Source organism: Jatrophihabitans fulvus (genome assembly GCF_054781375.1).
Map to the genome: position 1 here is coordinate 295,355 of NZ_BAAGUN010000002.1, position 23,150 is coordinate 318,504.

Here is a 23,150-nt window from a genome sequence, read left to right on the forward strand (position 1 = left end):
GGCTAGAGGTCGAGACCGATGTCGAGGACGGGCGCGGAGTGCGTGAGCGCCCCCACCGCAAGGTAGTCGACCCCCGTCTCCGCGACCGCACGGGCGTTGTCGAGCGACAACCGGCCCGACGCCTCGAGTTTTGCGCGACCGCGCGAGAAATCGACGACCTCACGCATGAGTTCGGGAGCCATGTTGTCGAGCAGCACCAGGTCGGCGCCCGCGTCGATGACCTCGCGGGCCTGCTCGACGGTGTCGACCTCGATCTCCAGCGGGAGTCCCGGGTAGGCGCGGCGGACGGCCTCGAACGCCGGCACCACACCGCCCGCGGCCACCACGTGGTTGTCCTTGACCAGGGCGGCGTCCGACAACGACATGCGGTGGTTCACGCCGCCACCGCAACGCACGGCGTACTTCTCGAGCAGGCGCAGGCCGGGCATGGTCTTGCGGGTGTCGCGAACCCGCGCGCCGGTGCCCTCGATCGCGTCGACCCAGCGGCGGGTGAGCGTGGCGACGCCGGACAGGTGCCCGATGAGGTTGAGGGCCGTCCGCTCGGCCGTGAGCAGGTCGCGCAAAGGTCCGTGGGCGGTGGCGAGCACCTCGCCGGGCTCGACGCGTGCCCCGTCGGCGCTGCCGAACTCGACGTGCACCCGGCCCTGGCCGACCGCCGCGAACGCCGCCGCGGCGACCGGCAGCCCCGCGACGACCCCGTGCTGGCGACTGACCAGCTCGGCTCGCGCGATCGCGTCCGCGGGCACGGTGGCGAGGGTCGTGACGTCACCGGCGGCGCCGAGGTCCTCCTCGAGCGCGCGGGCGACGACATCGGCGACGACGTGCTCGGGCAGGTCGCTCACGCGTCCGCCTCGAAGCTCGTGGTGAGCGTGCCGTCCGCCGCCATGACGGTGTCGAGATGGCCGCGCCAGCGGTCGTCGGTGTCGGGATGGTCGTCGCGCCAGTGGGTGCCACGCGTCTCCTCGCGCCGCTGCGCCGCCTGCACGAGTGCGCGGGCCACGGTGACGAGGTTGGTCGTCTCCCAGGCCTCGGTACCGGGTTCGGCGGCGCCGTCCGGCTCGGGGAGTTCGGCGGACGCGAGTGCCAACCCCTTCTCGTCGCGCAGCACGCCGACGTCGCGCGACATCAGCCGCTGCAGCGAGCGCCGCGCGTCGCCACCGACGAGGGGTGTCGACGGACCCGTCGTCGCGTCGGGCGGGGCCGCGGGCTCGCCCAGCCGCGCCATGACCCGCTCGGCGATGCGGTGGCCGAACACGAGTCCCTCGAGCAGCGAGTTCGACGCGAGCCGGTTCGCCCCGTGCACACCGGTGCACGCGGCCTCGCCGACGACGAACAGGTTGCGCAACGACGACTCGCCGTCGAGGTCGACGCGGACGCCGCCGCTGGCGTAGTGGCAGGCGGGCACGACCGGGATCGGCTGGGTGACCGGGTCGATGCCGAGCGACAGCAGCGTCGCGTGGATGGTCGGGAACCGCACGCGCCACTTCTCGAGCCCGAAGTGGGTCGCGTCGAGCCAGACGTGCTCGGCGCCGGTCTCGCGCATCCGGCGCAGGATCGCCTTCGCCACGACGTCGCGCGGTGCGAGGTCGGCGAGCTCGTGCACCCCCTGCATGAAGCGGTTGCCCTCGTCGTCGACGAGGAACGCCCCCTCGCCGCGGACGGCCTCGCTGACCAGTGGCTGCTGGCCGCGCGACGCCGGCCCGAGCCACGTGACGGTCGGGTGGAACTGCACGAACTCGAGGTCACGGACGACGGCGCCCGCGCGGAGCGCGGCCGCGACGCCGTCCCCGGTCGACACGCTCGGGTTCGTCGTCGAGGCGTACACCTGCCCGAAGCCACCGGTGGCGAGCACCACGGCGCGCGCCCGGACCCGTCCGACACCGTCGCGCTGCCCCTCGCCCATCACGTGCAGGGTGAGCCCGGCGACGCTGCCGTCCGCCGCGTGGGCGAGGTCGAGCAGCAGCGCGTGCTCGATGATGTCGACACCGCTCGCGTCGCGGACGCGGGTGACGAGCGCACGCTCGATCTCCTCGCCGGTCGCGTCGCCGCCGGCGTGCGCGATGCGGTCGCGGTGGTGCCCGCCCTCGCGGGTGAGCGACAGCGTCCCGTCGAGTGCCGTGTCGAAGCGCGCGCCGAGCTGCGCGAGCTCGCGGACGGCCGCCGGGCCCTCACGCACCAGCAGCCGGACGGCGGCCTCGTCGCACACACCCGCGCCGGCCACCACCGTGTCGGTGAAGTGGTCGTCCGGCGAGTCGGCGGCGCCGAGCGCCGCGGCGATGCCGCCCTGGGCCCAGCGCGTCGACCCGGCGGCGAGCACGTCCTTGGTGACGAGCAGCACCCGCAGCGACGACTGCCGGCTCAGGTGCAGCGCGGTCGTCAGCCCGGCGATGCCGGACCCGACCACCACGACGTCGGTGTCGACCGTCCAGCCGGGGGCGGGCGCCTGCAAGGCGGTCACAGTTCGATCCCCACGTTGTCGATGAGCCGGGTGGTGCCGACCCGGGCGGCGACCAGCAGTCGCGCCGACCCGTGCTCGGGGATCTCGCCGAGGTCGGCGGCGCGCAGCTCGAGGTAGTCGACGTCGACCCCCGGTTCCAGCGCGAGTTCGGCCGTGGCAGTGGTGATGACGGCGATCGCGCCTGCCGGCGACGCCGCCTGACCGGCCAGCAACGCACGGGACAGCGCGAGGGCGTGGCGCCGTTCGTCCGCCGAGAGGTAGACGTTGCGGCTGGACAGCGCGAGACCGTCCGGCTCGCGGACCGTGGGCACCCCGACGATCGCCGAGTCGAGGTCCAGGTCGTCGACGAGCTGCCGGACGAGGGTCAACTGCTGGTAGTCCTTCTCGCCGAAGTACGCACGACCCGGTCGGACGAGATTGAGGAACTTCGCGACAACGGTGAGCACGCCCGCGAAATGACCCGGCCTGGACGCGCCCTCGAGCAGGTCGCCGGCCGGTCCCGGTTCGATGCGGATGCGGCTGCTGCCGCGCGGGTAGACGTCCTCGACGCCGGGGGCCCAGACGAGGTCGACGCCCACCTCGTCGCACAGCGCGAGGTCGGCCTCCAGGGTGCGCGGGTAGCGCGCGAGATCGTCCGTCGGGGCGAACTGCATCGGGTTGACGAAGTTCGTCGTGACCACACTCGCGCACTGCTCGCGGGCGGTCTCGAGCAGGGCGCGGTGACCGGCGTGCAGCGCCCCCATCGTGGGCACGAGACCGACCGGCGTGGCCAGCTGGGCCCGCGCGGCCAGGAACTCCGTGCGGCTGCGTACGACCTTCACGACAGCACCTCCGTGATCGACGCGAACTGACCGGCGTCCAGCCGTCCGGACGCCAGGGCCCGTTCGGCGGTGCGCAGGGCCATCGCCCGGTAGGCGGGCAGGACGTCCGGTGCGTCCGCCGCCAGACCGGACAGGTGCCGGCGGACGGTCGCGACGTCACCGCGCGACACCGGTCCGGTGAGGGCGTCGTCGCGCAGCCGCAGCACGTTGTCGAGCGACGCGCTGAGCAGCGGCGCGACCAGGCGTGCCGGGTCGGTGACCCCCACGCCGTCGAGCATCGACAGCGCGTCGTTGACGACGGTGACGAGGTGGTTCGACGCCACCGACAACGCCGCGTGGTAGAGCGGGCGGGCCCGCTCGGGCACCCACAGCGGCTCGCCGCCCATCTCGAGCACGAGCGACTCGGCGACGACGCGGAAGTCGTCCTGCGCGGTCACGCCGAACGGCGTGTTGGCGAGCCGGTCGAGATCCTCCGCGCGGCCGGCGAACGTCATGACCGGGTGCAGGGCGAGCGCGACGACCCCGCGGGCCGCAGCCGCGTCGAGCACGCCGATGCCCTGGGCGCCCGACGTGTGCGCGACGAGCTGCCCGGGGCGCCACGCGCCGGTGTCGGCGAGCCCGGACACCAGCGGACGCAACGCGTCGTCGGGCACCGCGACGAGCACGAGGTCGGACGCGGCGACCACCTCGTCGGGCGGCAGCACGGCCGCACCGGGAAGCCGCTGCGCCGCACGGGCGCGCGAGCGGTCGGACACCGCCGCCACCGCCACGACCTCGTGACCGGCGCGCGCGAGCGCCGCGCCGAGCGCGCTGCCGACCCGGCCCACACCCAGCACTCCGACGCGCAACCGCGCGGGTCGCGGCGACTCACCGCTGGCACCGCCCACGGGACGCGAGCCTAATGGCGGACGGGCGGCCCGCCTGCCGCGCCGTCGCCGGACGGTAAGTTCACACGTCGTGACCGAAAGCCCAGGGAGCACAGATTCGAGTCGGGACCCCCGGCGGGACGTGCAACAGGCCGTCGCGCGCAGCGCCGACGTCGCCGATCTGCACGCCACGGTCCCGACCCTGTTGCTCGAGCTGCAGACCATGCTGGGTGCGCTGAGCGCCACGGCGACGGACGGCACCGACCGTGGCCGCCGGCCGTACCGCCCCGGCCCCGACTGGGGCTCGCGCCTGGGCGAGCTCGCCTACGGCGTCTACCTGCTCGCCGACCAGACCGGTGTCGACGTCGCGCAGCTGGTGTTCGCCACCGCCGACCGACTGGCGCAGCAGGCCCAGCAGACCCGCGCCCAGCTGGAGCCCCAGGGCGACGCCGCCTGGCCCTTCGGCAACTGATGGCCCGCCGCCGGGTCCTGATCACGGGGGCGAGCGCCGGGCTCGGCGCCGAGATGGCACGGCAGTTCGCCGCCCGAGGTCACGACCTGGCGTTGTGCGCGCGGCGCCTCGACCGGCTGGACGCGTTGCGCGACGAGGTGACGGCCGCCCACCCCGGCTGCACCGTGGCCGTCCGCGCGCTCGACGTCGACGACCACGACGCGGTGTTCGCGGGCTTCCGTGCGCTGGCGGACGAGCTGGGCGGCCTCGACCGCGTCGTCGTCAACGCCGGGCTCGGCAAGGGCGCCCCGATCGGCACCGGACGCTTCGACGTCAACCGGCAGACGATCACGACCAACCTCGTGTCGGCGCTGGCGCAGTGCGAGGCGGCGATGGAGCTGTTCCGTGCTGCGGACGCCGGCCATCTCGTCGTGGTCTCCTCGATGTCGGCGATGCGCGGCATGCCGAGGTCGATGACCGCGTACGCCGCGTCCAAGGCCGGGGTGGCGACGCTCGCCGAAGGTCTGCGCGCCGAGACGCTGGGCACGCGCATCCGGGTGACGACCCTGTTCCCCGGTTACATCGAGTCGGAGATGAACGACCGCGTCGCACGACGGACGCCGCTCATGACGACGACCGAGGCCGGGGTGCGCGCCATGGTGCGGGCGATCGAGCGCGAGGTCGCGTCCGCCGAGGTGCCGAGCTGGCCGTGGCGCCCGATCGGCATGCTGCTGCGACACGCGCCGCTGGGGCTCGTCCGCCGCTTCGCCTGACACCGCTCGCCGTACGCAGGCGACGTCCGCGATACGAGTCGTCGCAGGGTTCTCGCTGCCCGGTCCGTCCGGACGCATCGGTGCAATCAGGGCGGTATCGCATCGGGGTGACGGCTCTCACCTAGGGCGCACGGCACGTCGGCGGCCCGGGCACTGTTGAAGCGGGAAAGCCTTGTTAGACAGGGGATGTGGAGCGGATGACGAGTATGCGCGAGGACGCGCGGCGGGCCCTGGCGGCCCGTCGCGAGCGCGCGTTCTCCCGTCCGGCGCCGCTGCTCGCACCCCTGGCCGCGACCGTGGCGGTCGCCGGCGCGGTCGTCCTGCTCCTGCTGCTGCTCGGCGCGGGGGCGCCCGTCGTCGTCGCGGGAGCGGCGGCCGTCGCCGTCGCCGGCCTCGTCCTGGCGCACCGCACCACGGCCAGCGTCGCCGCCGGCATCAGCCTGCTGTTGATCCGTCCGTACCAGCCCGGCGAGCGCGTGCGGCTCTACCTGCCCGAGCGCGCGTCCCTCGTCGAGGCGGAGATCGTCCGCATCGGGCTGCTGAACACCCTGCTCGCCTCCGAGGACGGGTTGGTGGCCGTCGCCAACACCCGCATGCTGCGCGCCGCCCCGGAGTGCCGCGCCCGCTGACGTCGCCTTCCGGCGCGCGGCACTCGCCGCTCGACGCCGGTGCTCGACCCAGGGCGTCGACTGAAAACAATCAGGCGTGCTTGCTTCTTTCGGGTGGGCGTGCCAGGCTCCCGCCCATGGTCGCGCTCTCCGAGGTGCTCGGCGATCTCGACGCCGAGGCGGCGACGCTCGACGACCTGGTCGCCCCGCTGGACGACGCCGGGTGGCGCCGCGCGACCCCGGCGCAGGGTTGGACGATCGCGCACCAGATCGCGCATCTGACCTGGACGGATTCCGCGGCGATCGCCGCGGCGACGGGCGAGGGCTGGGACGAGTTCGTCGCCACCGCGAGCGCCACCCTGGACACGTTCGTCGACGACGCGGCCGAGCGCGGCGCGGCGCGCCCCCCCGATCAGCTGCTGGCCGGCTGGCGCGACAGCCGGCGGACGCTGCGCGAAGCCCTGGTCGCCCTGCCCGACGGCGCGAAGCTGCCGTGGTTCGGTCCGCCCATGGGCGCGGTGTCGATGGCGACCGCACGGCTGATGGAGACGTGGGCCCACGGGCAGGACGTGGCCGACACGCTCGACGTCACCCGCCGCCCCACCGACCGTTTGCGCGGCATCGCGCATATCGGCGTCCGCACCCGTGACTTCTCCTTCCGGCTGCGGGGCCTGACGCCTCCGGACGAACCGTTCCGCGTCGAACTCACCGGCCCCACGGGCGATCTCTGGGCCTGGGGGCCCGACGACGCCGACCAGCAGGTGGCCGGACCCGCCCTCGACTTCTGCCTGCTGGTCACGCAGCGCCGCCACCGCGGCGAGCTGGCCGTCGTGGCCGTCGGCGCGGACGCCGACCGGTGGCTCGACATCGCCCAGGCCTTCGCCGGCAAGATCGGCACCGGACGGCAGGCCCCGTGACCGGGATGCTGCGCATCGCGAACGCGTCCGGCTTCTACGGCGACCGGGCCGGCGCGCTGTACGACATGGTGACCTGCGCCGAGATCGGCGCGGGCGACGTCGTGACCGGCGACTACCTCGCCGAGCTGACGATGCTCATCCTCGGTCGCGACCGCCTGCGCGACCCCCACCTCGGCTATGCGAGGACCTTCCTGCGCCAGCTCGAACCCGCGCTCGCGCCCGCGGTCGAGAAGGGCGTGCGCATCGTCGTCAACGCGGGTGGCCTGAACCCGGCGGGGCTCGCCAACGCCGTCCGGACGCTCGCCGACAACGCCGGCATCGAGGTGGCCGTCGCGCACGTCGAGGGCGACGACCTGCGCGATCGTGCCGCCGAGCTCGACCTGGGCGCCGATGCCCTCGCCGTCAACGCCTACCTCGGCGCGTGGGGCATCGCCGAGGCGCTGCGCGCCGGCGCGCAGATCGTCGTCACGGGACGGGTCACCGACGCGTCCCTGGTCGTCGGCCCCGCGGCGGCCCACTTCGGCTGGGCCCGCGACGACTGGGACGCGCTCGCCGGCGCGGTCGTGGCCGGTCACGTCATCGAGTGCGGACCCCAGGCGACCGGCGGCAACTACGCCTTCTTCACCGAACTGCCGCACCGGGACCGTCCGCTCGGCTTCCCGATCGCCGAGGTCTCGGCGGACGGATCGTCCGTCGTCACCAAACCCGCCGGCACGGGCGGCGCGGTGACCACCGGCACCGTGACCGCGCAGCTGCTGTACGAGATCGGCGGCGTCCGGTACGCGGGCCCGGACGTCACCGCCCGCTTCGACACGATCGCCCTCGCCCAGGACGGCACCGACCGCGTCCGCATCAGCGGCGTCCGCGGCGAACCGCCCCCGCCCACGCTCAAGGTGGGCGTGAACGCTCTGGGTGGCTTCCGCAACGAGGTGACCTTCGTGCTCACCGGCCTCGACATCGACGCCAAGGCCGAGTGGCTGCGCGCCCAGCTGCGCGACGTCGACGCGACCTGGACGCTCGCACGCACCGACCGGCCCGACGCCGACGTGCAGGAGGAGGCGTCGGCGCTGCTGCACTGCGTGGTGCGCGGCAGCGACCAGAAGTCCCTCGGACGGGCGTTCTCGTCGCGGGCCATCGAGCTGGCGCTCGCGTCGGTGCCGGGCTTCCACGTCACCGCCCCACCCGGCGACGCGTCGCCGTACGGCGTGTTCCGCGCCGCGTCCGTCGACCGCGCCGCCGTGCCGCACGTCGCCGTCCTGCCCGACGGCACCCGGGTCGGCATCGAGCCCACGGGGGCGACGAGGGAACTCGAGGACGTCCCGGAACCGCGGATCACGAGGTGGGACGGCGGACCGAAGCAGAGAGTTCCGCTCGGGCGGCTGTTCGGCGCGCGGTCGGGTGACAAGGGCGGCGGCGCCAACGTGGGCGTGTGGGCCCGCACGCACCACGAGTTCCAGTGGCTGCTCGGGTTCCTCGACGTTCCCACGCTGCGGCGGTTGCTGCCCGAAGCGGCACACCTGCCGGTCGAGCGGCACGTGCTGCCCAACCTGCACGCCCTGAACTTCGTGATCGACGGCCTGCTCGGCGAGGGCGTCGCCTACGACGCCCGACACGACCCGCAGGCCAAGGCACTCGGCGAGTGGTTGCGGTCCCGTCACGTGGACGTCCCGGAGGAGCTGCTGTGAACCCCGTGGTGAGCGATCCGTTCTCGACCCCCGAGCGGCAAGCGCTGCGTGACACCGTCCGCCGCTTCGTCGCCACGGACGTCCTGCCGCACCTCGAGCAGTGGGAGGCGGACGGCGAACTGCCGCGCTCGCTGTCGAAGCGGGCGGGCGAGCTCGGGCTGATCGGGCTGTCGTACCCCGAGGCCGTGGGCGGCGGGGGTGGCGACGCGGTCGACGCGCTCGTCCTCACCGAGGAGTTCCACTACGCCGGCGGTTCGAGCGGGGCGTTCGCGTCGCTGTTCACATCGGGCATCGCCCTGCCGCACATCGTCGCCGGCGGCGGCGAGCAGCTGATCGACCGCTATGTCCGTCCGACACTCGCGGGAGAGCTCATCGGCTCGCTCGCCGTCACCGAACCCGACGGCGGGTCGGACGTCGCCCGGTTGCGCACCACCGCGAAGCGTGACGGCGACGAGTACGTGGTGAACGGGTCGAAGACCTACATCACGTCCGCGGTGCGGGGCGATTTCGTGGTCACCGCCGTCCGCACCGGCGACGAGGGCGCGCACGGCATCTCCCTCCTGGTCGTCGACAAGGGCACGCCGGGTTTCACGGTTTCGCGCAAACTCGCGAAAATGGGATGGCTGTGCTCCGACACCGCCGAGCTGTCCTACGCCGACGTCCGCGTGCCCGCCGCCAACCTGGTCGGCGAGGAGAACAGCGGCTTCGTGCAGATCGCGCAGAACTTCGTGTCCGAACGCATCGGCCTCGCCGCGCAGGCGTACGCGTGCGCGCAGCGCTGCCTCGACCTGACCGCCCAGTGGTGCCGCGAGCGCGACACGTTCGGACGTCCGCTGATCAGCCGGCAGCAGGTGCAGCACACGCTCGCCGAGATGGCGCGCCGCATCGAGGTGGCGCGCGTCTACACACGCTCGGTCGCGCAGCGCGCGGTCGCCGACCCGAACCTGATCCTCGAGGCGTGCTTCGCGAAGAACACCGCCGTCGAGGCCGGCGAGTGGGTCGCGCACCAGGCCGTGCAACTGCACGGCGGCATGGGCTACATGCGCGAGTGCGAGGTCGAGCGGCAGTACCGCGACATGCGCATCATCGGCATCGGCGGCGGCACCACCGAGATCCTCGCCGGGCTCGCGGCCAAGATGCTGGGCTACTCCTGATGAGCGTGCTGCGCAGTCTCGTCGACCCGACGTCCGACGAGTACGCGGCCAACCGGGCGTCCCTGCTCGAGCAACTCGCCGCCCTCGACGTCGAACACGCGAAGGCGGTCGCGGGCGGCGGCGAGAAGTACACGAAGCGGCACCACGACCGCGGCAAGCTGCTGGTGCGCGAGCGCATCGAGCTGCTGCTCGACCCCGGCTCGCCGTTCCTCGAGCTCGGTGCGCTCGCGGCCTGGGGCACCGACTTCCCGGTCGGCGCGTCCGTCGTCACCGGCATCGGCGTGGTGAGCGGCGTCGAATGCCTGATCAGCGGGTCGGACCCCACCGTCCGCGGCGGCGCGTCGAACCCGCACACCCTGAAGAAGCAACTGCGCGCCCACGAGATCGCGCTCGAGAACCGGTTGCCCGTCATCGGACTCACCGAGTCCGGTGGCGCCGACCTGCCGACGCAGAAGGACATCTTCATCCCCGGCGGACGGATCTTCCGCGACCTCACCCGCCTCTCCGCCGCGAACATCCCGACCATCGCGCTGGTGTTCGGCAACAGCACCGCCGGCGGCGCCTACGTGCCCGGCATGAGCGACCACGTCGTGATGATCAGGGAACGCTCGAAGGTGTTCCTCGCCGGACCACCCCTGGTCAAGATGGCCACGGGCGAGGACTCCGACGACGAGTCGCTCGGGGGCGCCGACCTGCACGCGCGGCAGTCCGGCCTCGCCGACCACTACGCCCTCGACGAGCAGGACGCCATCCGCATCGGCCGCCGCATCGTCGCCCGGCTCAACTGGCGCAAGCACGGCCCCGCGCCCGCGCCCGACCCCGCCGAACCCGTGCTCGAGGTCGAGGACCTGCTCGGCCTCGTGCCGTCCGACCCCAAGACGCCCTTCGACCCGCGCGAGGTCATCGGCCGCATCGTCGACGGGTCCGACTTCGACGAGTTCAAGCCGCTCTACGGAACGTCCCTCGTCACCGGGTGGGCGTCGCTGCACGGCTTTCCGATCGGCATCCTCGCCAACGCCCGCGGCGTGCTGTTCAGCGAGGAGGCGCAGAAGGCCGCGCAGTTCATCCAGCTCGCCAACCGCGCCGACACGCCCCTGCTGTTCCTGCAGAACACGACCGGGTACATGGTCGGCGCCGAGTACGAACGCGGCGGCATCATCAAGCACGGCGCACAGATGATCAACGCCGTCTCGAACTCGCGCGTACCGCACCTGACCGTCACGATGGGCTCGTCCTACGGCGCCGGCAACTACGGCATGTGCGGACGGGCGTACGGCCCCCGCTTCCTGTTCACCTGGCCCAACGCGAAGTCGGCCGTCATGGGACCCGCGCAGCTCGCCGGCGTCATGTCCATCGTCGGACGGCAGGCCGCCGCCGCCCGCGGCCAGGAGTTCGACGAGGCCGCCGACGCGCAGATGCGGCAGTACGTCGAGGCGCAGATCGAGAAGGAGTCGGCCGCGATGTTCCTGTCGGGCATGGGGTACGACGACGGCATCATCGACCCGCGCGACACCCGGACGGTCCTGGGGATCGCGCTCTCGGCGATCCACTCGGGGTCGGTCGAGGGCGCGACGGGGTACGGGGTGTTTCGGCTGTGAGGGACATCGTGGGTCCGGCGTCCGTCCGGGTCGGAACGGAAGGGCCCGACCGTTCGCAACCGGCCTCGCTCGTCCCTCGCTCGGCGGCCAGTCCCGTCCACGCTCACGGTCGGGCCCTTCCGTCCCGCCCCTCGCAGACCGACGAAGGTGACCGTCTGTGATCACCTCGGTGTTGGTGGCGAATCGCGGAGAGATCGCGCGGCGGGTGTTCCGGACGTGCCGGGAGCTGGGGCTGGGGACGGTGGCCGTCTTCAGCGATCCGGACGCGGACGCGCCGCACGTGGCGGAGGCGGACGCGGCGGTGCGGTTGCCCGGATCCGCGCCGGCCGACACGTACCTGCGGACGGATCTGCTGATCGAGGCGGCACGGCGGGCGGGGGCCGACGCGGTGCATCCGGGGTACGGATTCCTGTCCGAGAACGCGGGGTTCGCGCGGGCGGTGATCGAGGCCGGGTTGGCGTGGATCGGACCGTCTCCGGAGGCGATCGACGCGATGGGCTCGAAGATCGGGGCCAAGCGGTTGATGGCGGACGCCGGCGTGCCGGTGTTCGCCGAGTTGGACCCGGCCGACGTGACGGCCGCGGATCTGCCCGTCCTCGTCAAGGCCTCCGCGGGCGGTGGTGGGCGGGGGATGCGGGTCGTCACGTCGCTCGCCGACCTGGCGTCCGAAACGGAACTGGCCCGGGCCGAGGCCGCGAGCGCGTTCGGTGACCCGACGGTCTTCTGCGAGCCGTACCTGGCGACCGGGCGGCACATCGAGGTGCAGGTCATGGCCGACACGCACGGGACGGTGTGGGCGGTCGGCGAGCGCGAGTGCTCGGTGCAGCGACGGCACCAGAAGGTGGTCGAGGAGGCGCCGTCCCCGCTCGTCGAGCGCACGGACGGCATGCGGGAGCGGCTGTTCGAGGCGTCCCGGCTGGCCGCGCGGGCGATCGGGTACACCGGAGCGGGCACGGTCGAGTTCCTGGCGGACGAGGACGGCAGCTTCCACTTCCTCGAGATGAACACGCGCCTGCAGGTGGAACACCCGGTGACCGAGGCGACCACCGGACTCGACCTGGTCGCGCTGCAGCTCGCGGTGGCGGACGGCGCGCGCCTCGACCCCGAGCCGCCACCGTCGCGAGGTCACGCGATCGAGGTGCGCGTGTACGCCGAGGACCCGTCCGCCGAGTGGCAGCCGCAGTCGGGCACCCTCACCCGCTTCCGCGTACCCGGTGCCGACACCGCATTCGCGCAGAACGGCGCGAAAGCAGGGCTGAGGCTCGACAGCGGTGTCGCGGACGGGTCGGTCGTGTCGGTGCACTACGACCCGATGCTCGCGAAGGTCATCGCATGGGCGCCCGTGCGGGCGGTGGCGGCGGCGCGGCTGGCGGGAGCCCTCGCCCGGGCCGAGGTGCACGGCGTGGTCACCAATCGCGACCTGCTGGTGCGCACGGTGCGGCACCCCGCCTTTCTCGCAGGGGACACCGACACCACGTTCTTCGCCACGCACGGCCTCGACGTGCTGGCCGCGCCGCTCGCCGACCACGCCGCCACGCAGTTGTCCGCCCTGGCCGCCGCCCTGGCGATCGACAGCGCGGACAGGTCGTCGGCGCGGGTGCTGCGCAGCGTCCCGTCCGGGTGGCGCAACGTACCCAGCCAGCCGCAGCGGACGGTGTTCGACGAGCACACGGTCGAGTACCGACTCACCCGCGACGGTCTGATCGGCGTCGAGGGCGTCACGCTGGTGGCGGCGGCGCCCCATCGCGTCGTGCTCGACGTCGACGGGGTGCGCCGCGCCTTCGCCGTGGCGGTGGCCCGCGAGCAGGTGCACGTCGACTCCGCGCTCGGGCCCGTCCGGCTGCGGCGCGTGCCCCGCTTCACCGACCCCGCCGACCAGGTCGCCGCCGGCTCGCTGCTCGCCCCCATGCCCGGGGCCGTCGTCCGTGTCGCGGTGGCGGTCGGCGACAGGGTGCAGGCGGGCGATCCCGTCCTGTGGCTCGAGGCCATGAAGATGCAGCACCGCATCGCCGCACCCGCGGCGGGCGTCGTGACCGAGCTGCCCGTCGAGGTGGGTCAGCAGGTCGAGGTCGGACAGACGCTCGCCGTCGTCGACGACGAGAACTGACCGACGATCACCCAACGATCACCCAACGATCACCCGACGAGAACCGACGACGAGTACCGAGGAGAGGACTGCCGTGGACTTCAGAGAGTCCGAGGAGCAGATCGCGCTGCGCAAGGCGGTCGCCGAGCTGGGACGCCGCTACGGGCACGAGTACACCGCGCCGCGCGCGCGGGCGCACGAGCCGCTGACCGAGCTGTGGCAGGAGGCCGGGCGCAGCGGCTTCATCGGCCTGAACCTGCCCGAGGAGTACGGCGGCGGCGGGGCCGGCATGTACGAGCTGGCCATCGCCGGAGAGGAGCTCAACGCCGCGGGCTGCGGGCTGCTCATGATGGTCGTCTCACCCGCCATCAACGGCACCATCATCAGCCGCTTCGGCACCGACGAGCAGAAGCGGCGCTGGCTGCCCGGCATCGCGTCCGGCGAGACGATCATGGCGTTCGGCATCACCGAGCCCGACGCGGGATCGAACACGCACCGGATCACCACGACCGCGAGACGCGACGGGGGCGACTGGATCCTCAACGGCCGCAAGTACTACGTCTCCGGCGTCGACCACGCGCAGGCCATCCTGATCGTCGCCCGCACCGAGGACGCCGACACCGGCAAGCTCAAGCCCGCGCTGTTCGCGTTCCCGACCGACACTCCCGGCTTCGAGTACACGGCCATCGACATGGACGTCGTCATGCCGGACAAGCAGTTCATGCTCTACCTCGACGACGTCCGCCTGCCCGCCGAGGCGCTCGTCGGCGAGGGCGACGCGGCCCTCGCGCAGCTGTTCGCCGGGCTCAACCCCGAGCGCATCATGGCGGCGTCCGGGTCGGTCGGCATGGGCCGCTACGCGCTCGACAAGGCGGTCGCGTACGCCAACGAGCGCACGGTGTGGGGCGGAAAGCCCATCGGTACCCATCAGGGCATCTCGCACCCGCTCGCCAAGGCGAAGGTCGAGCTCGAGCTGGCCCGGTTGATGATGCAGAAGGCGGCGGCGCTGTACGACAGCGGCGACGACATGGGAGCCGGCGAGTCGGCGAACATGGCGAAGTACGCGGCCGCCGAGGCCTCCATCGCCTGCGTCGACCAGGCCGTGCAGACCCACGGCGGCAACGGCTTGGCCCACGAGTACGGGCTGGGCAACCTGCTCATCGGCGCCCGCGTCGCGCGCATCGCCCCGGTGTCGCGCGAGATGATCCTGAACTTCGTGGCGCAGTTCAGCCTCGGCCTGCCGAAGTCGTACTGATGAGCGTCGTCCGGTATGCGCAGGATCGCGCAATAGTCACGCTCACCCTCGACTCACCCACGAACCGCAACGCCCTGTCGTCACAGCTGGTCGACGAGCTGACCGATCACCTGCGGACGGCGACCGCCGACGCCGACGTCCGCGCGGTGGTACTCACCCACACCGGCACCGTGTTCTGCGCCGGCGCCGACCTGAAGGAGCAGTCGTCCGAGGGCGGGCCACAGCGGGGCACGCAGCGGATGCTCGACCTCATGCGCTCGATCGTCGAGCTGCCCAAGCCCGTGATCGCCAAGGTCGACGGCGCCGTCCGAGCCGGTGGGGTCGGGCTGGTCGGCGCGTGCGACATCGCGCTGGCCGGCCCTGCGGCGACGTTCGCCTTCACCGAGGTGCGCCTGGGTCTCGCGCCCGCGATCATCTCGCTCACCACCCTCGGACGGATGACCGAGCGGGCCGCCTCGCGCTACTACCTGACCGGCGAGACGTTCGGCGCCGCCGAGGCACTCGCGGCCGGTCTGGTCACGGCGGCCCCGGACGACCTCGGCGCCGAGACCGACGGTGTGCTCGACGCGCTGCGCCGGTGCTCGCCGCAGGGTCTCGCCGAGACCAAGCCGCTGACGACCGCGCGGGCGCGCGCCGCGTTCGAGGCGGGGGCGAGCGACCTGCAGGCGTTGTCGGCCCGGCTGTTCGGCTCGGACGAGGCCCGCGAGGGCATGCTCGCGTTCCTGGAGAAGCGGCCGCCCCGGTGGGCCGCGGTGCAGTGACCGCCGTCGACCGTCCGCCGCAGCAGGACCGGTCCCGGGCCACCCGGGCCCGGCTGCTCGAGGCGGCGATCAGGTGCCTCGCCGAGCTCGGGTGGACGGCGTCGACGGTCGCCGTCGTCGCCGAGCGGGCGGGCGTCTCGCGGGGCGCGGCGCAGCACCACTTCCCCACCCGCGAGGCGTTGTTCACCGCCGCGCTGGAGCACGTCACCGGCGAGCGCACCGAGCAACTGCGCCGCGAGCTGGCCGGCCGGGAGCGGCTCGACGCCGAGCAGGTGGTCGCGCTCGTCTTCGACCTCTACTCGGGCACGTTCTTCCGGGCCGCGCTCATGTTGTGGGTCGCGGCCGCGTCCGACCCGCAGCTGCGTGACCAGGTCGTGCCGCTCGAGGCCCGCATCGGGCGCGAGGTGCACCGCATGGTGGTCTCGCTGCTGGGGGTCGACGAGCGCGAGCCGGGCGTGCGCGAGACCGTGCAGGCCACGCTCGACCTCGCCCGCGGGCTGGGACTGGCGAACCTGCTCACCGACGACACCGACCGGCGCACCCGCATCGCCGCCGAGTGGTCCCGCACGCTGGCCGCGCTGCTGCCCGCCGCCGCCCCGAACTGACCGGCACCTTCGCCGGTCGACCGGCGGCTTCGCCGACCGACCGGCAGCTTCGCCGGTTGTGGCGGTCAGGCGAACAGCGAGGGCCACTCCTCGACCGTGCTGCGGAGCTGCTCGGCGAGCTGCTCCTCACGTCCGTAGAACCGCTGGGACGGCATGGGCACGCTGATAGCGACCCGGCTGCCGCCGTCCTGGTCGAGGGCGACGGCGAGGGCGCAGATGCCCTCGGTGTGCTCCTCCCGGTCGAACGCGACACCGGCCTGCCGCACGCCGGTGATCTCGCTCATCAGCGCCGGGAAGGACGTGATCGTGCGCGAGGTCAGCGGTTCGAGCCGGCCCGGGACGACGGCGGAGATCTCGTCGTGCGCCAGCCCGGCCAGCAGCGCCTTGCCCGGGGCGCACGCGTGCACCGGGAACGACTCGCCGACCGCGCTCACCGCCCGCAGCCGCTGCGGGGCGGTGACCTGGTCGAGGAACACGACCCGGCTGCCCTCGAGCATCGACAGGTCGACCGTCTCCTGCAGCCGCGCCGACAGGCTCTCGAGCAGCGGATGGAAGCCCGCCACCAGATCGCGCCGCACGGTGGTCGCCATCCGGGCGATCTCGGGTCCGAGCTGGTAGCGGCCACGCCCGCGCGAGACCCCCACCAGACCCTCGGCGACGAGCGCGTTCACCATGCGGTGCACGGTCGTCCGGGCGAGCCCGAGGTGCTCGACGAGATCGGCCTGGCTGAGCCCGCCCGGGTTGGCCGACAGGGCGCGCAGGATGTCCGCGGCCCGGGCGATCACCTGGATGCCGGCCCCGCGCCCGGCGTCACCGGGTGCATCGACGTGCTCTGTCACGGTTTCCATCCTGCCAGCGGAACGGACACTTCCGATCTACCACGGCACATCGGGCGTCCTCTCGTCCCGGTGCTCGGCGACGAACAACGACGGCAGGAACCGCGACAGGAACGTGAACTCGTTGTAGCAGTGCTGCAGCAACGCGATCCCGAACGCGCCCGGAACCTGGTCGGCGACCTGGGTCGGCGTCAGGCCGCGGGCCGGGAGGTCCTGGCCCATGAAGAAGTGGCTGCGCAGCGCGAGGCCCCACGGGGTGTCGCGCCCGACGTGCAGCAGCCGTCCGCCGAGCACCGCGCCGTCGTCGCGCCGGGACGGCTCGTGCGACATGCCCGTCCGCCCGAGCACGGCACAGGTGAGCGCACCGGACGTCCGCGCCGCGGCGTAGGCGTCCGCGTCGAAGAACTCCGCCGGATCGCGGAACTGGATGGTGAGGTCCTCCGCCGGCAGGCCGGTGAAGTACTCGGTCACGACGTGCTCGCTGCCGACGTGCGTGTCGTCGCGCAGCGTTCCCGACCAGGCCGAGTACACGTGGTCGACCGGGTGCCACCACGTGTACTTCTGCGTGTCGCAGCGCCACCGGAACCACCACTCGAACATCTCGCCACTGCAGCCGTGCATGTCGGTGCGGCAGGCGACGTGCAGTACGCCGTCGGGCAGGCGCTCCCAGCCCGTCTCGAGGTTCAGCGGGGTCGGGTCGAGCAGGGCGCCCACGCCGGAGAGGTCCACGGCGGCCTCAGCTCTCGGGGAGGCCGAGCGCGGACGCGGCCTCGTCGACGGACGCCACCGTGCGGTCGAGAGCCCGCACCAGTGACACGGTGCGCTCGACGAGTGGCGTGTTGCCGGGTGTTTGCTCACTCTTGCGCAAATACAGGGTGTCCTCCATGCCGGCGCGTGCGTTGCCGCCCATCGCCAGGGCCATGGCGGTCAGCTCGAGGTTGGCCCGCCCGATCGCGATGATCTGCCAGACGGCACCGGGCGGCAGCCGTCGCACCATGGTCACCAGGTTGTCGACCGTCGCCGCGGCGCCACCCACGACGCCGAGCACGATGCTGAACGTCAAGACGCCGTCGAGCAGCCCCTCGTCGCGCAGGCGCAGGCAGGCGTCGAGGTGGCCGGTGTCGTACACCTCCAGTTCGGGCTTCACCCCCAGCTCCTGCATGCGGGCGGCGAGACGCCGCACCCCGTCCGGCGGGTTGCGGAACTCCCCGGCACCGAAGCTCATCGAGCACGGGTTCAACGTCGCCATCCGGGGCCGCAGTTCGACGAGCTTCTCCCGCTCCTCGAACGGCACCGACAGCCCGACCCCGGTCGACAGCTGCAGGTGGATCGGGCACCGCTCGGCGATGAGGTCCATCGTCCGGCGGGCCACGCCGGGGTCGGCGGTCGGACGGTCCTGCTCGTCGCGCAGGTGCAGGTGCGCGACCGACGCGCCGGCCCCGTACGCGGCGACGACCGCGGCGGCGATCTCGTGCGGTTGCGTGGGCAGGGACGGGTTGTCGGCCTTGGACGCGATCGGCCCCGTGGGCGCGACGGTGACGACGACGCTCACCGCCCGTCCCCCGACGGGCGGTGAGCAGCGTCGGGACCGCCGGCGGACGCGATCGCGACCAGCACCTCGACGTCGTCGCCGGTGTCGTTGACGACGCGGCGCACCGTTCCCTGCGGCAGGTGGACGGAGTCGAGCCGGCGCAGCACGACCGGCTGCTCCCCCTCGACGTGCAGCGTCAGCTCGCCGCCCAGCACGACGTACACCGTCTCGGCCGCCGTGGGTGCGAGCTCGGAGTCGGCACCGGGTGGGTAGTGCGAGTGCCCGACCCAGAACGCATCGGTGGGTCCCGCCTCGAGACCCTGCAGCCGCCGTCCGGCCACGCCGTTGTGCAGCGGCGGCTCGTACCGCGGGGCGGCGTCGAAACGGGTGACGCGCGCGGCCATCACGACCCCGGCTCGAAGCGGTACTCACCCGTCGGGTCGGTGATGGCGACGAGGCGGACGATGCACCCGTCGCCGCCGACCCAGCGCCACGGGAAGGCGGCGAAGGTGACCCGCTTGCCGGTGACCGCGTCGAGGTCGCCGCCCACGTTCTCGAACCCGTAGATGCCCTTGGACAGGATCGCGCGGTGGCACGGTTCCCACTCCGGGAAGTCCTGCAGCACCGACCGTCCGGTCTCGGCCTCGTACTCGGCGCACGCCCAGGGCAGCAGTCCGCCGGACTCGGCCGCGGGCCCGTGCGGGCCGATGGCGGTGGCGAGCGGGTGGTCGAGCGCCTGGGTGTCGGTGCCCACCGCCTTCAGTCCCTTGGCGGCGAACCACTCGCCCGCCTCCTTGTAGAAGCCCGGGCTGTAGGCGTAGTACTCGGCGCTGTCGGCGTAGGTGTGGTGCCAGCCGGTGTTCACGATGACGATGTCGCCCTCGCGCACCGGCGTCCGCTCGCTCGCCGCCTCGAGGTCGTCCGGGGTCACGACACCCCACTTCTTCTTCGGGATGTCGAGCACGACGCCGGTGCCGAAGAAGTTGGCGAGTGGTATCTCGTGCAGCAGCGGCGTGCCCTCGATGACGTGGCCGGGGGCGTCGATGTGGGTGCCCGAGTGCATCACCGTCGTGATCTTCTGCGTGAGGACGCGGCTCTTCGCCATGCCGTGCAGCCGTTCGATCTTGACGTCCTCGAAGTACGGCCACGCCGGCACACCGTGCCCCCACGGGTGCGAGAGGTCGAAGAACTGCAGTCCGGCCTCCTTGGGGCCGGCGGGCCAGGTCCACTCGGTCTTCGTGGCGGTCATCGGACGTCCTTCCGGTTGTCAGGCATCGGCGGTCTCGCCGACGTAGAGGGCACGCAGCGCGGGGTGCGCGGCGACGTCTTCGGTGGTTCCGGACAGCGCGATGCGTCCCTGCGAGAGGACGTATGCGCGCGCGGCGAGGCTGAGCCCGCGTCCGATGTTCTGTTCGACGAGGACCAGCGAGACGCCGGAGGCAGCGATGGCCGCGAGCGCCTCGTAGAGGCGGTCGACGGCGATGGGCGCCAGGCCCAGCGACACCTCGTCCAGGACGACGAGCTTGGGCGCCGACATGAGTGCCCGTCCGATCGCCAGCATCTGCTGCTGCCCACCCGACATGGCGGTGCCGCTGCGGTGACGACGCTCGGCGAGGGCGGGGAAGACGCCGTACACGGCGTCGAGGCGTTCGGCCCGCTGGGCGGCCGATGCGTCGCCGGCGCCGAGCACGAGGTTCTCCTGCACGCTGAGGGTGCCGAAGATGCGGCGGCCCTCGAGGCACTGCGCGAGCCCGAGGCCGGTGACGCGGTCGGCGCGCATCGCCGTGGTCTCGCGGCCGTCGAAGCGGACGGTGCCGGTGTCGGGGTGCAACGCGCCGGCGACGACCCGCGTCAGCGTGGTCTTGCCCGCCCCGTTCGCGCCGAGCAGCGCCACGACCTCGCCCCGGCCGACGGTCAGGTCGACGTCCCGCAGCGCCCGCAGCCCGCCGTAGGCGTACGAGACGCCGCGCACCTCGAGCAGCGGGCCGTCGCCGGGGCCGGACGTGTCGACCAGCGGCGTGATCGCGTCCGGTGCGACGGGGTGGTGGGCGGGCGGCGGTTCGGTCACCTCGGCGGCGCGGTGACCGTCGGACGCGGTCGGTTCGGTCGCGTCGCCGGCGCGGTGACGAACGGAGGCCGTGCCCAGGTAGACGGCGGCGACCTTCGCGTCGGCGAGCACCTCACGGGTCGGGCCGAGCGCGATGAGCCGGCCGAAGTCGAGCACCGCCGTGCGGTCGCAGCAGGTCGTGATGACGTCCATGACGTGCTCGATGACGAGCAGCGCGTCGCACTCGTCACGCAGCTGCAGGATCAGTTCGATCAGTTCCGCCGTCTCGGACTCGACGAGCCCGGCTCCGATCTCGTCGAGCATCAGCAGCCGGGGGCTCAGGGCGAGCGCCCGGGCCAGCTCGAGCCGTTTGCGGCGCAGCAGGGTCAGCCCGCCGGCGCGCTCGTCGGCACGGTCGGCGAGACCGGTGCGGGCGAGCACGTCGCGGCAGAAGGCCTCCCGCTGCCTGGCCGAGCGGCCCTTCGGCACGCTGCCCGCTGCGAGCAGCAGGTTCTCCAGCACCGTCATGCGGTCGAACGGCCGCGGGATCTGGTGCGTGCGACCCACGCCCAGCCGCGCCCGGCGCGCAGCGTCCAGGCGGGTCACGTCCTGCCCGTCGATCGCGACCGTGCCGGCGGACGCGGGCAGCGCGCCGCACACCAGGCCGACGAAGGTGCTCTTGCCCGCACCGTTCGGGCCGATGACGCCCACCACCTCGCCGCGGCGCACGTCGAGCGACAGGTCGTCGATGGCGACCACGCCGCCGAAGCGGCGCGTCAGACCGCGGACCTCCAGGACGGTGTCACCCACGGGACACCGTCCGGCGGGCACGCGCCCGCGACGCGGCGGCGACCAGGCTGCCCCAGATGCCGAGCGGCGCGAAGCGGACGACGAGCAGCAGCACCGCGCCGGTGACCGCGAGGTGCACGGTGGCGTAGTCCTTGAGCAGCTCCGCGAGCGCGACCGCGAACAGGGCGCCCACCCAGGGGCCGGTGCGCGTCCCGAGACCGCCGATGATCGCGGCCGTCACGATGTCGACCGTCCAGGTCAGCCCGAAGGCCCCGTCGGGTTCGACGACACCCGCGTCGAGCGCCTGCACGGCCCCGACCACGCCCATGAGGAAACCCGCGATCACGAAGGCGATCAGCTTGGTGCGGAAGGTGAACACGCCCATCGTGCGCGCCACCGTCTCGTCGTCGCGGACGGCGTTGAGGCGCAGGGCGATCGGCCGGCGCAGCAGGACCAGGACGACCGCGGTGGCCACCACCGCGACGCCGAGCACCATCCAGTACAGCTGGTAGGCCTCCGGCGAGGGTGTCACCAGGAAGATGCCGCTCGCGCCGCCGAAGGTGGCGCTCGTGCTCATGTACAGCCTCAGCGCCTCGGCGAGCGCGAGCGTCCCGATGGTGAAGTACAGGCCGCGCAGCCGGAACATCGCGGGGCTGACGACCACGGCGAACCCGGCGGCGAGCACGCCACCGGCGAGCAGCCCGACCGGCAACGGGACGCCGTCCAGGGACGAGTCCAGTTGGGCGAACGCGTAGACCCCGATGCCGACGAACGACGCCGAGCCGAGCGACACCATGCCGGTGTAACCGGCGAGCAGGTTCCACGCCGTGGCCAGCGCCGCGAGCTGCAGGAACAGGTAACCCACCTCGACGAGGTAGGTGCTCGCGACGTAGGGCACCAGGAAGAGCAGGACCGCGCCGGCGGCGAGCACCGCGAACTCGCGGACCCACGGCGGACGTCGCCGTGCCGGGGCGGCCGGCTCGGCGGTGCCGGCCGGGGCGGCGTGCAGGGCGGTCACGCCGTCGCCGCCTTCCGGAACAGGCCCTGCGGCCGCAGCGCGAGGATGACGAGGAACAGCACGAGCCCGACGAAGGTGCGGTACCCGTCGCCGAACAGCAGCGCGCCGACGGCCTGCAGCACACCGAGCACGAGACCGCCCGCGAAGGTGCCGAACACGCTGCCGAGCCCGCCCAGCACGACGACCGTGAACCCGAGCAGCAGGTACTCCGTGCCCGACGCCGGCGTGAACGAGAAGCAGAGCGCGATCAGGATGCCGCCGACCGCCGCGAGAGCGGCTCCGAGTGCGTACGTGAGGGCGTGCACCCGTCCGACCGGCACCCCGACGATGGCGGCGGCCGCCGGGTCCTCGGCGCTGGCCCGCATCCGGCGGCCGAGGCCGGTGCGGGTCATCAGCAGGTACACCAGCGCCGTGATGGCCAGGGCCACCCCGAAGCCGATCAGGTAGACCGTGGGCACCGTGACGCCCAGCAGGTCGAAGTTGCTGCGCGTGTAGGGCCGGTCGAGCGACCGGACGTCTCCGGTGAAGCCCTGGACGAACAGGTTCTGTCCGATGATCGACAGCGCGAACGCCGTGAGCAGCGGGGCCTCGTCGCCGTACTTCGCGACCGGGGCCAGCAGCAACCGGTACAGCGGGTAGAACAGCAGCAGCGCACCCGCGAACACGATCGGCAGCGACAGCAGCGGATCGAGCCCGGCGTGGTCGAGCAGCAGCAAAGCGGTGTACGACCCGAGCACGACGATCTCGCCGTGCACGAGGTTCACCAGCCGCATCACGCCCAGCACGATCGACAGGCCCAGCGCGCTCAGCGACATGAGGCCGCCCAGCAGCAGGCCCAGCACCACGGCCTGCAGCAGCGCGTCGGCACTCGGGATGGTCATGACGGTCGCC

The 23,150-nt window shown here is 73.0% G+C and carries 23 protein-coding genes; 11 read left to right on the plus strand and 12 right to left on the minus strand.

What is annotated here, in order from left to right; genetic code table 11:
- Positions 1 to 2 precede the first annotated feature (2 nt).
- Genes nadC through ACYVP9_RS09975 form a run of 4 tightly spaced genes read right to left on the minus strand, consistent with a single transcriptional unit; the run spans position 3 to position 4,166 of the window.
- Entirely contained in the window at positions 3 to 842 is an 840-nt protein-coding gene (nadC, locus tag ACYVP9_RS09960) for a nicotinate-nucleotide diphosphorylase (protein WP_460604650.1), read from the minus strand.
- Positions 839 to 2,458, minus strand: a complete 1,620-nt coding sequence (locus ACYVP9_RS09965; RefSeq protein ID WP_460604651.1) for an L-aspartate oxidase — start codon at positions 2,456 to 2,458, stop codon at positions 839 to 841. Before ACYVP9_RS09965 ends, nadC begins: the two co-directional genes overlap by 4 nt.
- Positions 2,455 to 3,279, minus strand: coding sequence for a 4-phosphopantoate--beta-alanine ligase (panC, locus tag ACYVP9_RS09970; RefSeq protein ID WP_460604652.1), 825 nt, complete (start codon positions 3,277 to 3,279; stop codon positions 2,455 to 2,457). Before panC ends, ACYVP9_RS09965 begins: the two co-directional genes overlap by 4 nt.
- Entirely contained in the window at positions 3,276 to 4,166 is an 891-nt protein-coding gene (locus ACYVP9_RS09975; RefSeq protein WP_460604654.1) for a Rossmann-like and DUF2520 domain-containing protein, read from the minus strand. Before ACYVP9_RS09975 ends, panC begins: the two co-directional genes overlap by 4 nt.
- Before the next feature lie 121 nt (positions 4,167 to 4,287).
- Here ACYVP9_RS09975 and ACYVP9_RS09980 point away from each other — a divergent pair, with 121 nt between their 5' ends.
- The 11 genes from ACYVP9_RS09980 to ACYVP9_RS10030 all read left to right on the plus strand — a co-directional run bounded on the left by ACYVP9_RS09980 (position 4,288) and on the right by ACYVP9_RS10030 (position 16,038).
- Positions 4,288 to 4,617 (plus strand): hypothetical protein, encoded by a 330-nt coding sequence (locus tag ACYVP9_RS09980; RefSeq protein WP_460604656.1) that lies wholly within the window; start codon positions 4,288 to 4,290, stop codon positions 4,615 to 4,617.
- Positions 4,614 to 5,369, plus strand: a complete 756-nt coding sequence (locus ACYVP9_RS09985) for an SDR family oxidoreductase (RefSeq protein ID WP_460605054.1) — start codon at positions 4,614 to 4,616, stop codon at positions 5,367 to 5,369. The genes ACYVP9_RS09980 and ACYVP9_RS09985 overlap by 4 nt, the downstream gene beginning before the upstream one ends.
- A 197-nt stretch (positions 5,370 to 5,566) precedes the next feature.
- Positions 5,567 to 5,998 carry a hypothetical protein gene (locus ACYVP9_RS09990; RefSeq protein ID WP_460604657.1) on the plus strand — a complete coding sequence of 144 codons (432 nt, stop codon included), beginning with the start codon at positions 5,567 to 5,569 and terminating at the stop codon, positions 5,996 to 5,998.
- Positions 5,999 to 6,114: 116 nt separating this feature from the next.
- Positions 6,115 to 6,894, plus strand: a complete 780-nt coding sequence (locus ACYVP9_RS09995) for a TIGR03084 family metal-binding protein (protein ID WP_460604658.1) — start codon at positions 6,115 to 6,117, stop codon at positions 6,892 to 6,894.
- A 5-nt stretch (positions 6,895 to 6,899) separates the two neighbouring features.
- Positions 6,900 to 8,579, plus strand: coding sequence for an acyclic terpene utilization AtuA family protein (locus ACYVP9_RS10000; RefSeq protein ID WP_460605055.1), 1,680 nt, complete (start codon positions 6,900 to 6,902; stop codon positions 8,577 to 8,579).
- Positions 8,580 to 8,587: 8 nt separating this feature from the next.
- A complete protein-coding gene (locus ACYVP9_RS10005; RefSeq protein ID WP_460605056.1) occupies positions 8,588 to 9,733 on the plus strand; it encodes an acyl-CoA dehydrogenase family protein in 1,146 nt (381 codons plus the stop codon).
- Positions 9,733 to 11,331, plus strand: a complete 1,599-nt coding sequence (locus ACYVP9_RS10010; RefSeq protein ID WP_460604659.1) for an acyl-CoA carboxylase subunit beta — start codon at positions 9,733 to 9,735, stop codon at positions 11,329 to 11,331. The genes ACYVP9_RS10005 and ACYVP9_RS10010 overlap by 1 nt, the downstream gene beginning before the upstream one ends.
- A gap of 157 nt (positions 11,332 to 11,488) precedes the next feature.
- Complete coding sequence (locus ACYVP9_RS10015; protein WP_460604660.1) at positions 11,489 to 13,438, plus strand: acetyl/propionyl/methylcrotonyl-CoA carboxylase subunit alpha; 1,950 nt, start codon at positions 11,489 to 11,491, stop codon at positions 13,436 to 13,438.
- 73 nt (positions 13,439 to 13,511) lie between these two features.
- Positions 13,512 to 14,672 (plus strand): acyl-CoA dehydrogenase family protein, encoded by a 1,161-nt coding sequence (locus tag ACYVP9_RS10020; RefSeq protein WP_460604661.1) that lies wholly within the window; start codon positions 13,512 to 13,514, stop codon positions 14,670 to 14,672.
- Entirely contained in the window at positions 14,672 to 15,433 is a 762-nt protein-coding gene (locus ACYVP9_RS10025) for a Clp protease/crotonase-like domain-containing protein (protein ID WP_460604663.1), read from the plus strand. The genes ACYVP9_RS10020 and ACYVP9_RS10025 overlap by 1 nt, the downstream gene beginning before the upstream one ends.
- Positions 15,430 to 16,038 (plus strand): TetR/AcrR family transcriptional regulator, encoded by a 609-nt coding sequence (locus ACYVP9_RS10030; RefSeq protein WP_460604664.1) that lies wholly within the window; start codon positions 15,430 to 15,432, stop codon positions 16,036 to 16,038. Before ACYVP9_RS10025 ends, ACYVP9_RS10030 begins: the two co-directional genes overlap by 4 nt.
- 65 nt (positions 16,039 to 16,103) lie before the next feature.
- Here the strand turns inward: ACYVP9_RS10030 and ACYVP9_RS10035 are convergent, their stop codons facing one another.
- Genes ACYVP9_RS10035 through ACYVP9_RS10070 form a run of 8 tightly spaced genes read right to left on the minus strand, consistent with a single transcriptional unit; the run spans position 16,104 to position 23,140 of the window.
- Entirely contained in the window at positions 16,104 to 16,877 is a 774-nt protein-coding gene (locus ACYVP9_RS10035) for an IclR family transcriptional regulator (protein WP_460604665.1), read from the minus strand.
- 36 nt (positions 16,878 to 16,913) lie between these two features.
- The gene (locus ACYVP9_RS10040) at positions 16,914 to 17,603 is read right to left on the minus strand and encodes a DAPG hydrolase family protein (RefSeq protein WP_460604666.1); all 690 of its coding nucleotides are present in this window, start codon (positions 17,601 to 17,603) and stop codon (positions 16,914 to 16,916) included.
- Between the two features lie 7 nt (positions 17,604 to 17,610).
- Positions 17,611 to 18,426 (minus strand): beta-keto acid cleavage family enzyme, encoded by an 816-nt coding sequence (locus ACYVP9_RS10045; protein ID WP_460604667.1) that lies wholly within the window; start codon positions 18,424 to 18,426, stop codon positions 17,611 to 17,613.
- Complete coding sequence (locus ACYVP9_RS10050; protein WP_460604668.1) at positions 18,423 to 18,809, minus strand: cupin domain-containing protein; 387 nt, start codon at positions 18,807 to 18,809, stop codon at positions 18,423 to 18,425. Before ACYVP9_RS10050 ends, ACYVP9_RS10045 begins: the two co-directional genes overlap by 4 nt.
- Positions 18,809 to 19,654 (minus strand): cyclase family protein, encoded by an 846-nt coding sequence (locus tag ACYVP9_RS10055; RefSeq protein WP_460604669.1) that lies wholly within the window; start codon positions 19,652 to 19,654, stop codon positions 18,809 to 18,811. The genes ACYVP9_RS10050 and ACYVP9_RS10055 overlap by 1 nt, the downstream gene beginning before the upstream one ends.
- An 18-nt stretch (positions 19,655 to 19,672) precedes the next feature.
- Positions 19,673 to 21,262 (minus strand): ATP-binding cassette domain-containing protein, encoded by a 1,590-nt coding sequence (locus ACYVP9_RS10060; protein ID WP_460604670.1) that lies wholly within the window; start codon positions 21,260 to 21,262, stop codon positions 19,673 to 19,675.
- Positions 21,255 to 22,259: a branched-chain amino acid ABC transporter permease gene (locus ACYVP9_RS10065; protein WP_460604671.1), complete on the minus strand. Its 1,005-nt coding sequence runs from the start codon at positions 22,257 to 22,259 to the stop codon at positions 21,255 to 21,257. Before ACYVP9_RS10065 ends, ACYVP9_RS10060 begins: the two co-directional genes overlap by 8 nt.
- Positions 22,256 to 23,140, minus strand: coding sequence for a branched-chain amino acid ABC transporter permease (locus tag ACYVP9_RS10070; protein WP_460604672.1), 885 nt, complete (start codon positions 23,138 to 23,140; stop codon positions 22,256 to 22,258). The genes ACYVP9_RS10065 and ACYVP9_RS10070 overlap by 4 nt, the downstream gene beginning before the upstream one ends.
- Between the last annotated feature and the right edge of the window lie 10 nt (positions 23,141 to 23,150).

Excerpts from the sequence above, each read along its gene's own strand:
- ACYVP9_RS09990 (WP_460604657.1), top strand. The coding sequence starts at position 5,567 with ATGACGAGTATGCGCGAGGACGCGCGGCGGGCCCTGGCGGCCCGTCGC.
- ACYVP9_RS09995 (WP_460604658.1), top strand. The coding sequence starts at position 6,115 with ATGGTCGCGCTCTCCGAGGTGCTCGGCGATCTCGACGCCGAGGCGGCG.
- ACYVP9_RS10000 (WP_460605055.1), top strand. The coding sequence starts at position 6,900 with ATGCTGCGCATCGCGAACGCGTCCGGCTTCTACGGCGACCGGGCCGGC.
- ACYVP9_RS10010 (WP_460604659.1), top strand. The coding sequence starts at position 9,733 with ATGAGCGTGCTGCGCAGTCTCGTCGACCCGACGTCCGACGAGTACGCG.
- ACYVP9_RS10025 (WP_460604663.1), top strand. The coding sequence starts at position 14,672 with ATGAGCGTCGTCCGGTATGCGCAGGATCGCGCAATAGTCACGCTCACC.
- ACYVP9_RS10050 (WP_460604668.1), bottom strand. The coding sequence starts at position 18,809 with ATGGCCGCGCGCGTCACCCGTTTCGACGCCGCCCCGCGGTACGAGCCG.
- ACYVP9_RS10055 (WP_460604669.1), bottom strand. The coding sequence starts at position 19,654 with ATGACCGCCACGAAGACCGAGTGGACCTGGCCCGCCGGCCCCAAGGAG.
- ACYVP9_RS10070 (WP_460604672.1), bottom strand. The coding sequence starts at position 23,140 with ATGACCATCCCGAGTGCCGACGCGCTGCTGCAGGCCGTGGTGCTGGGC.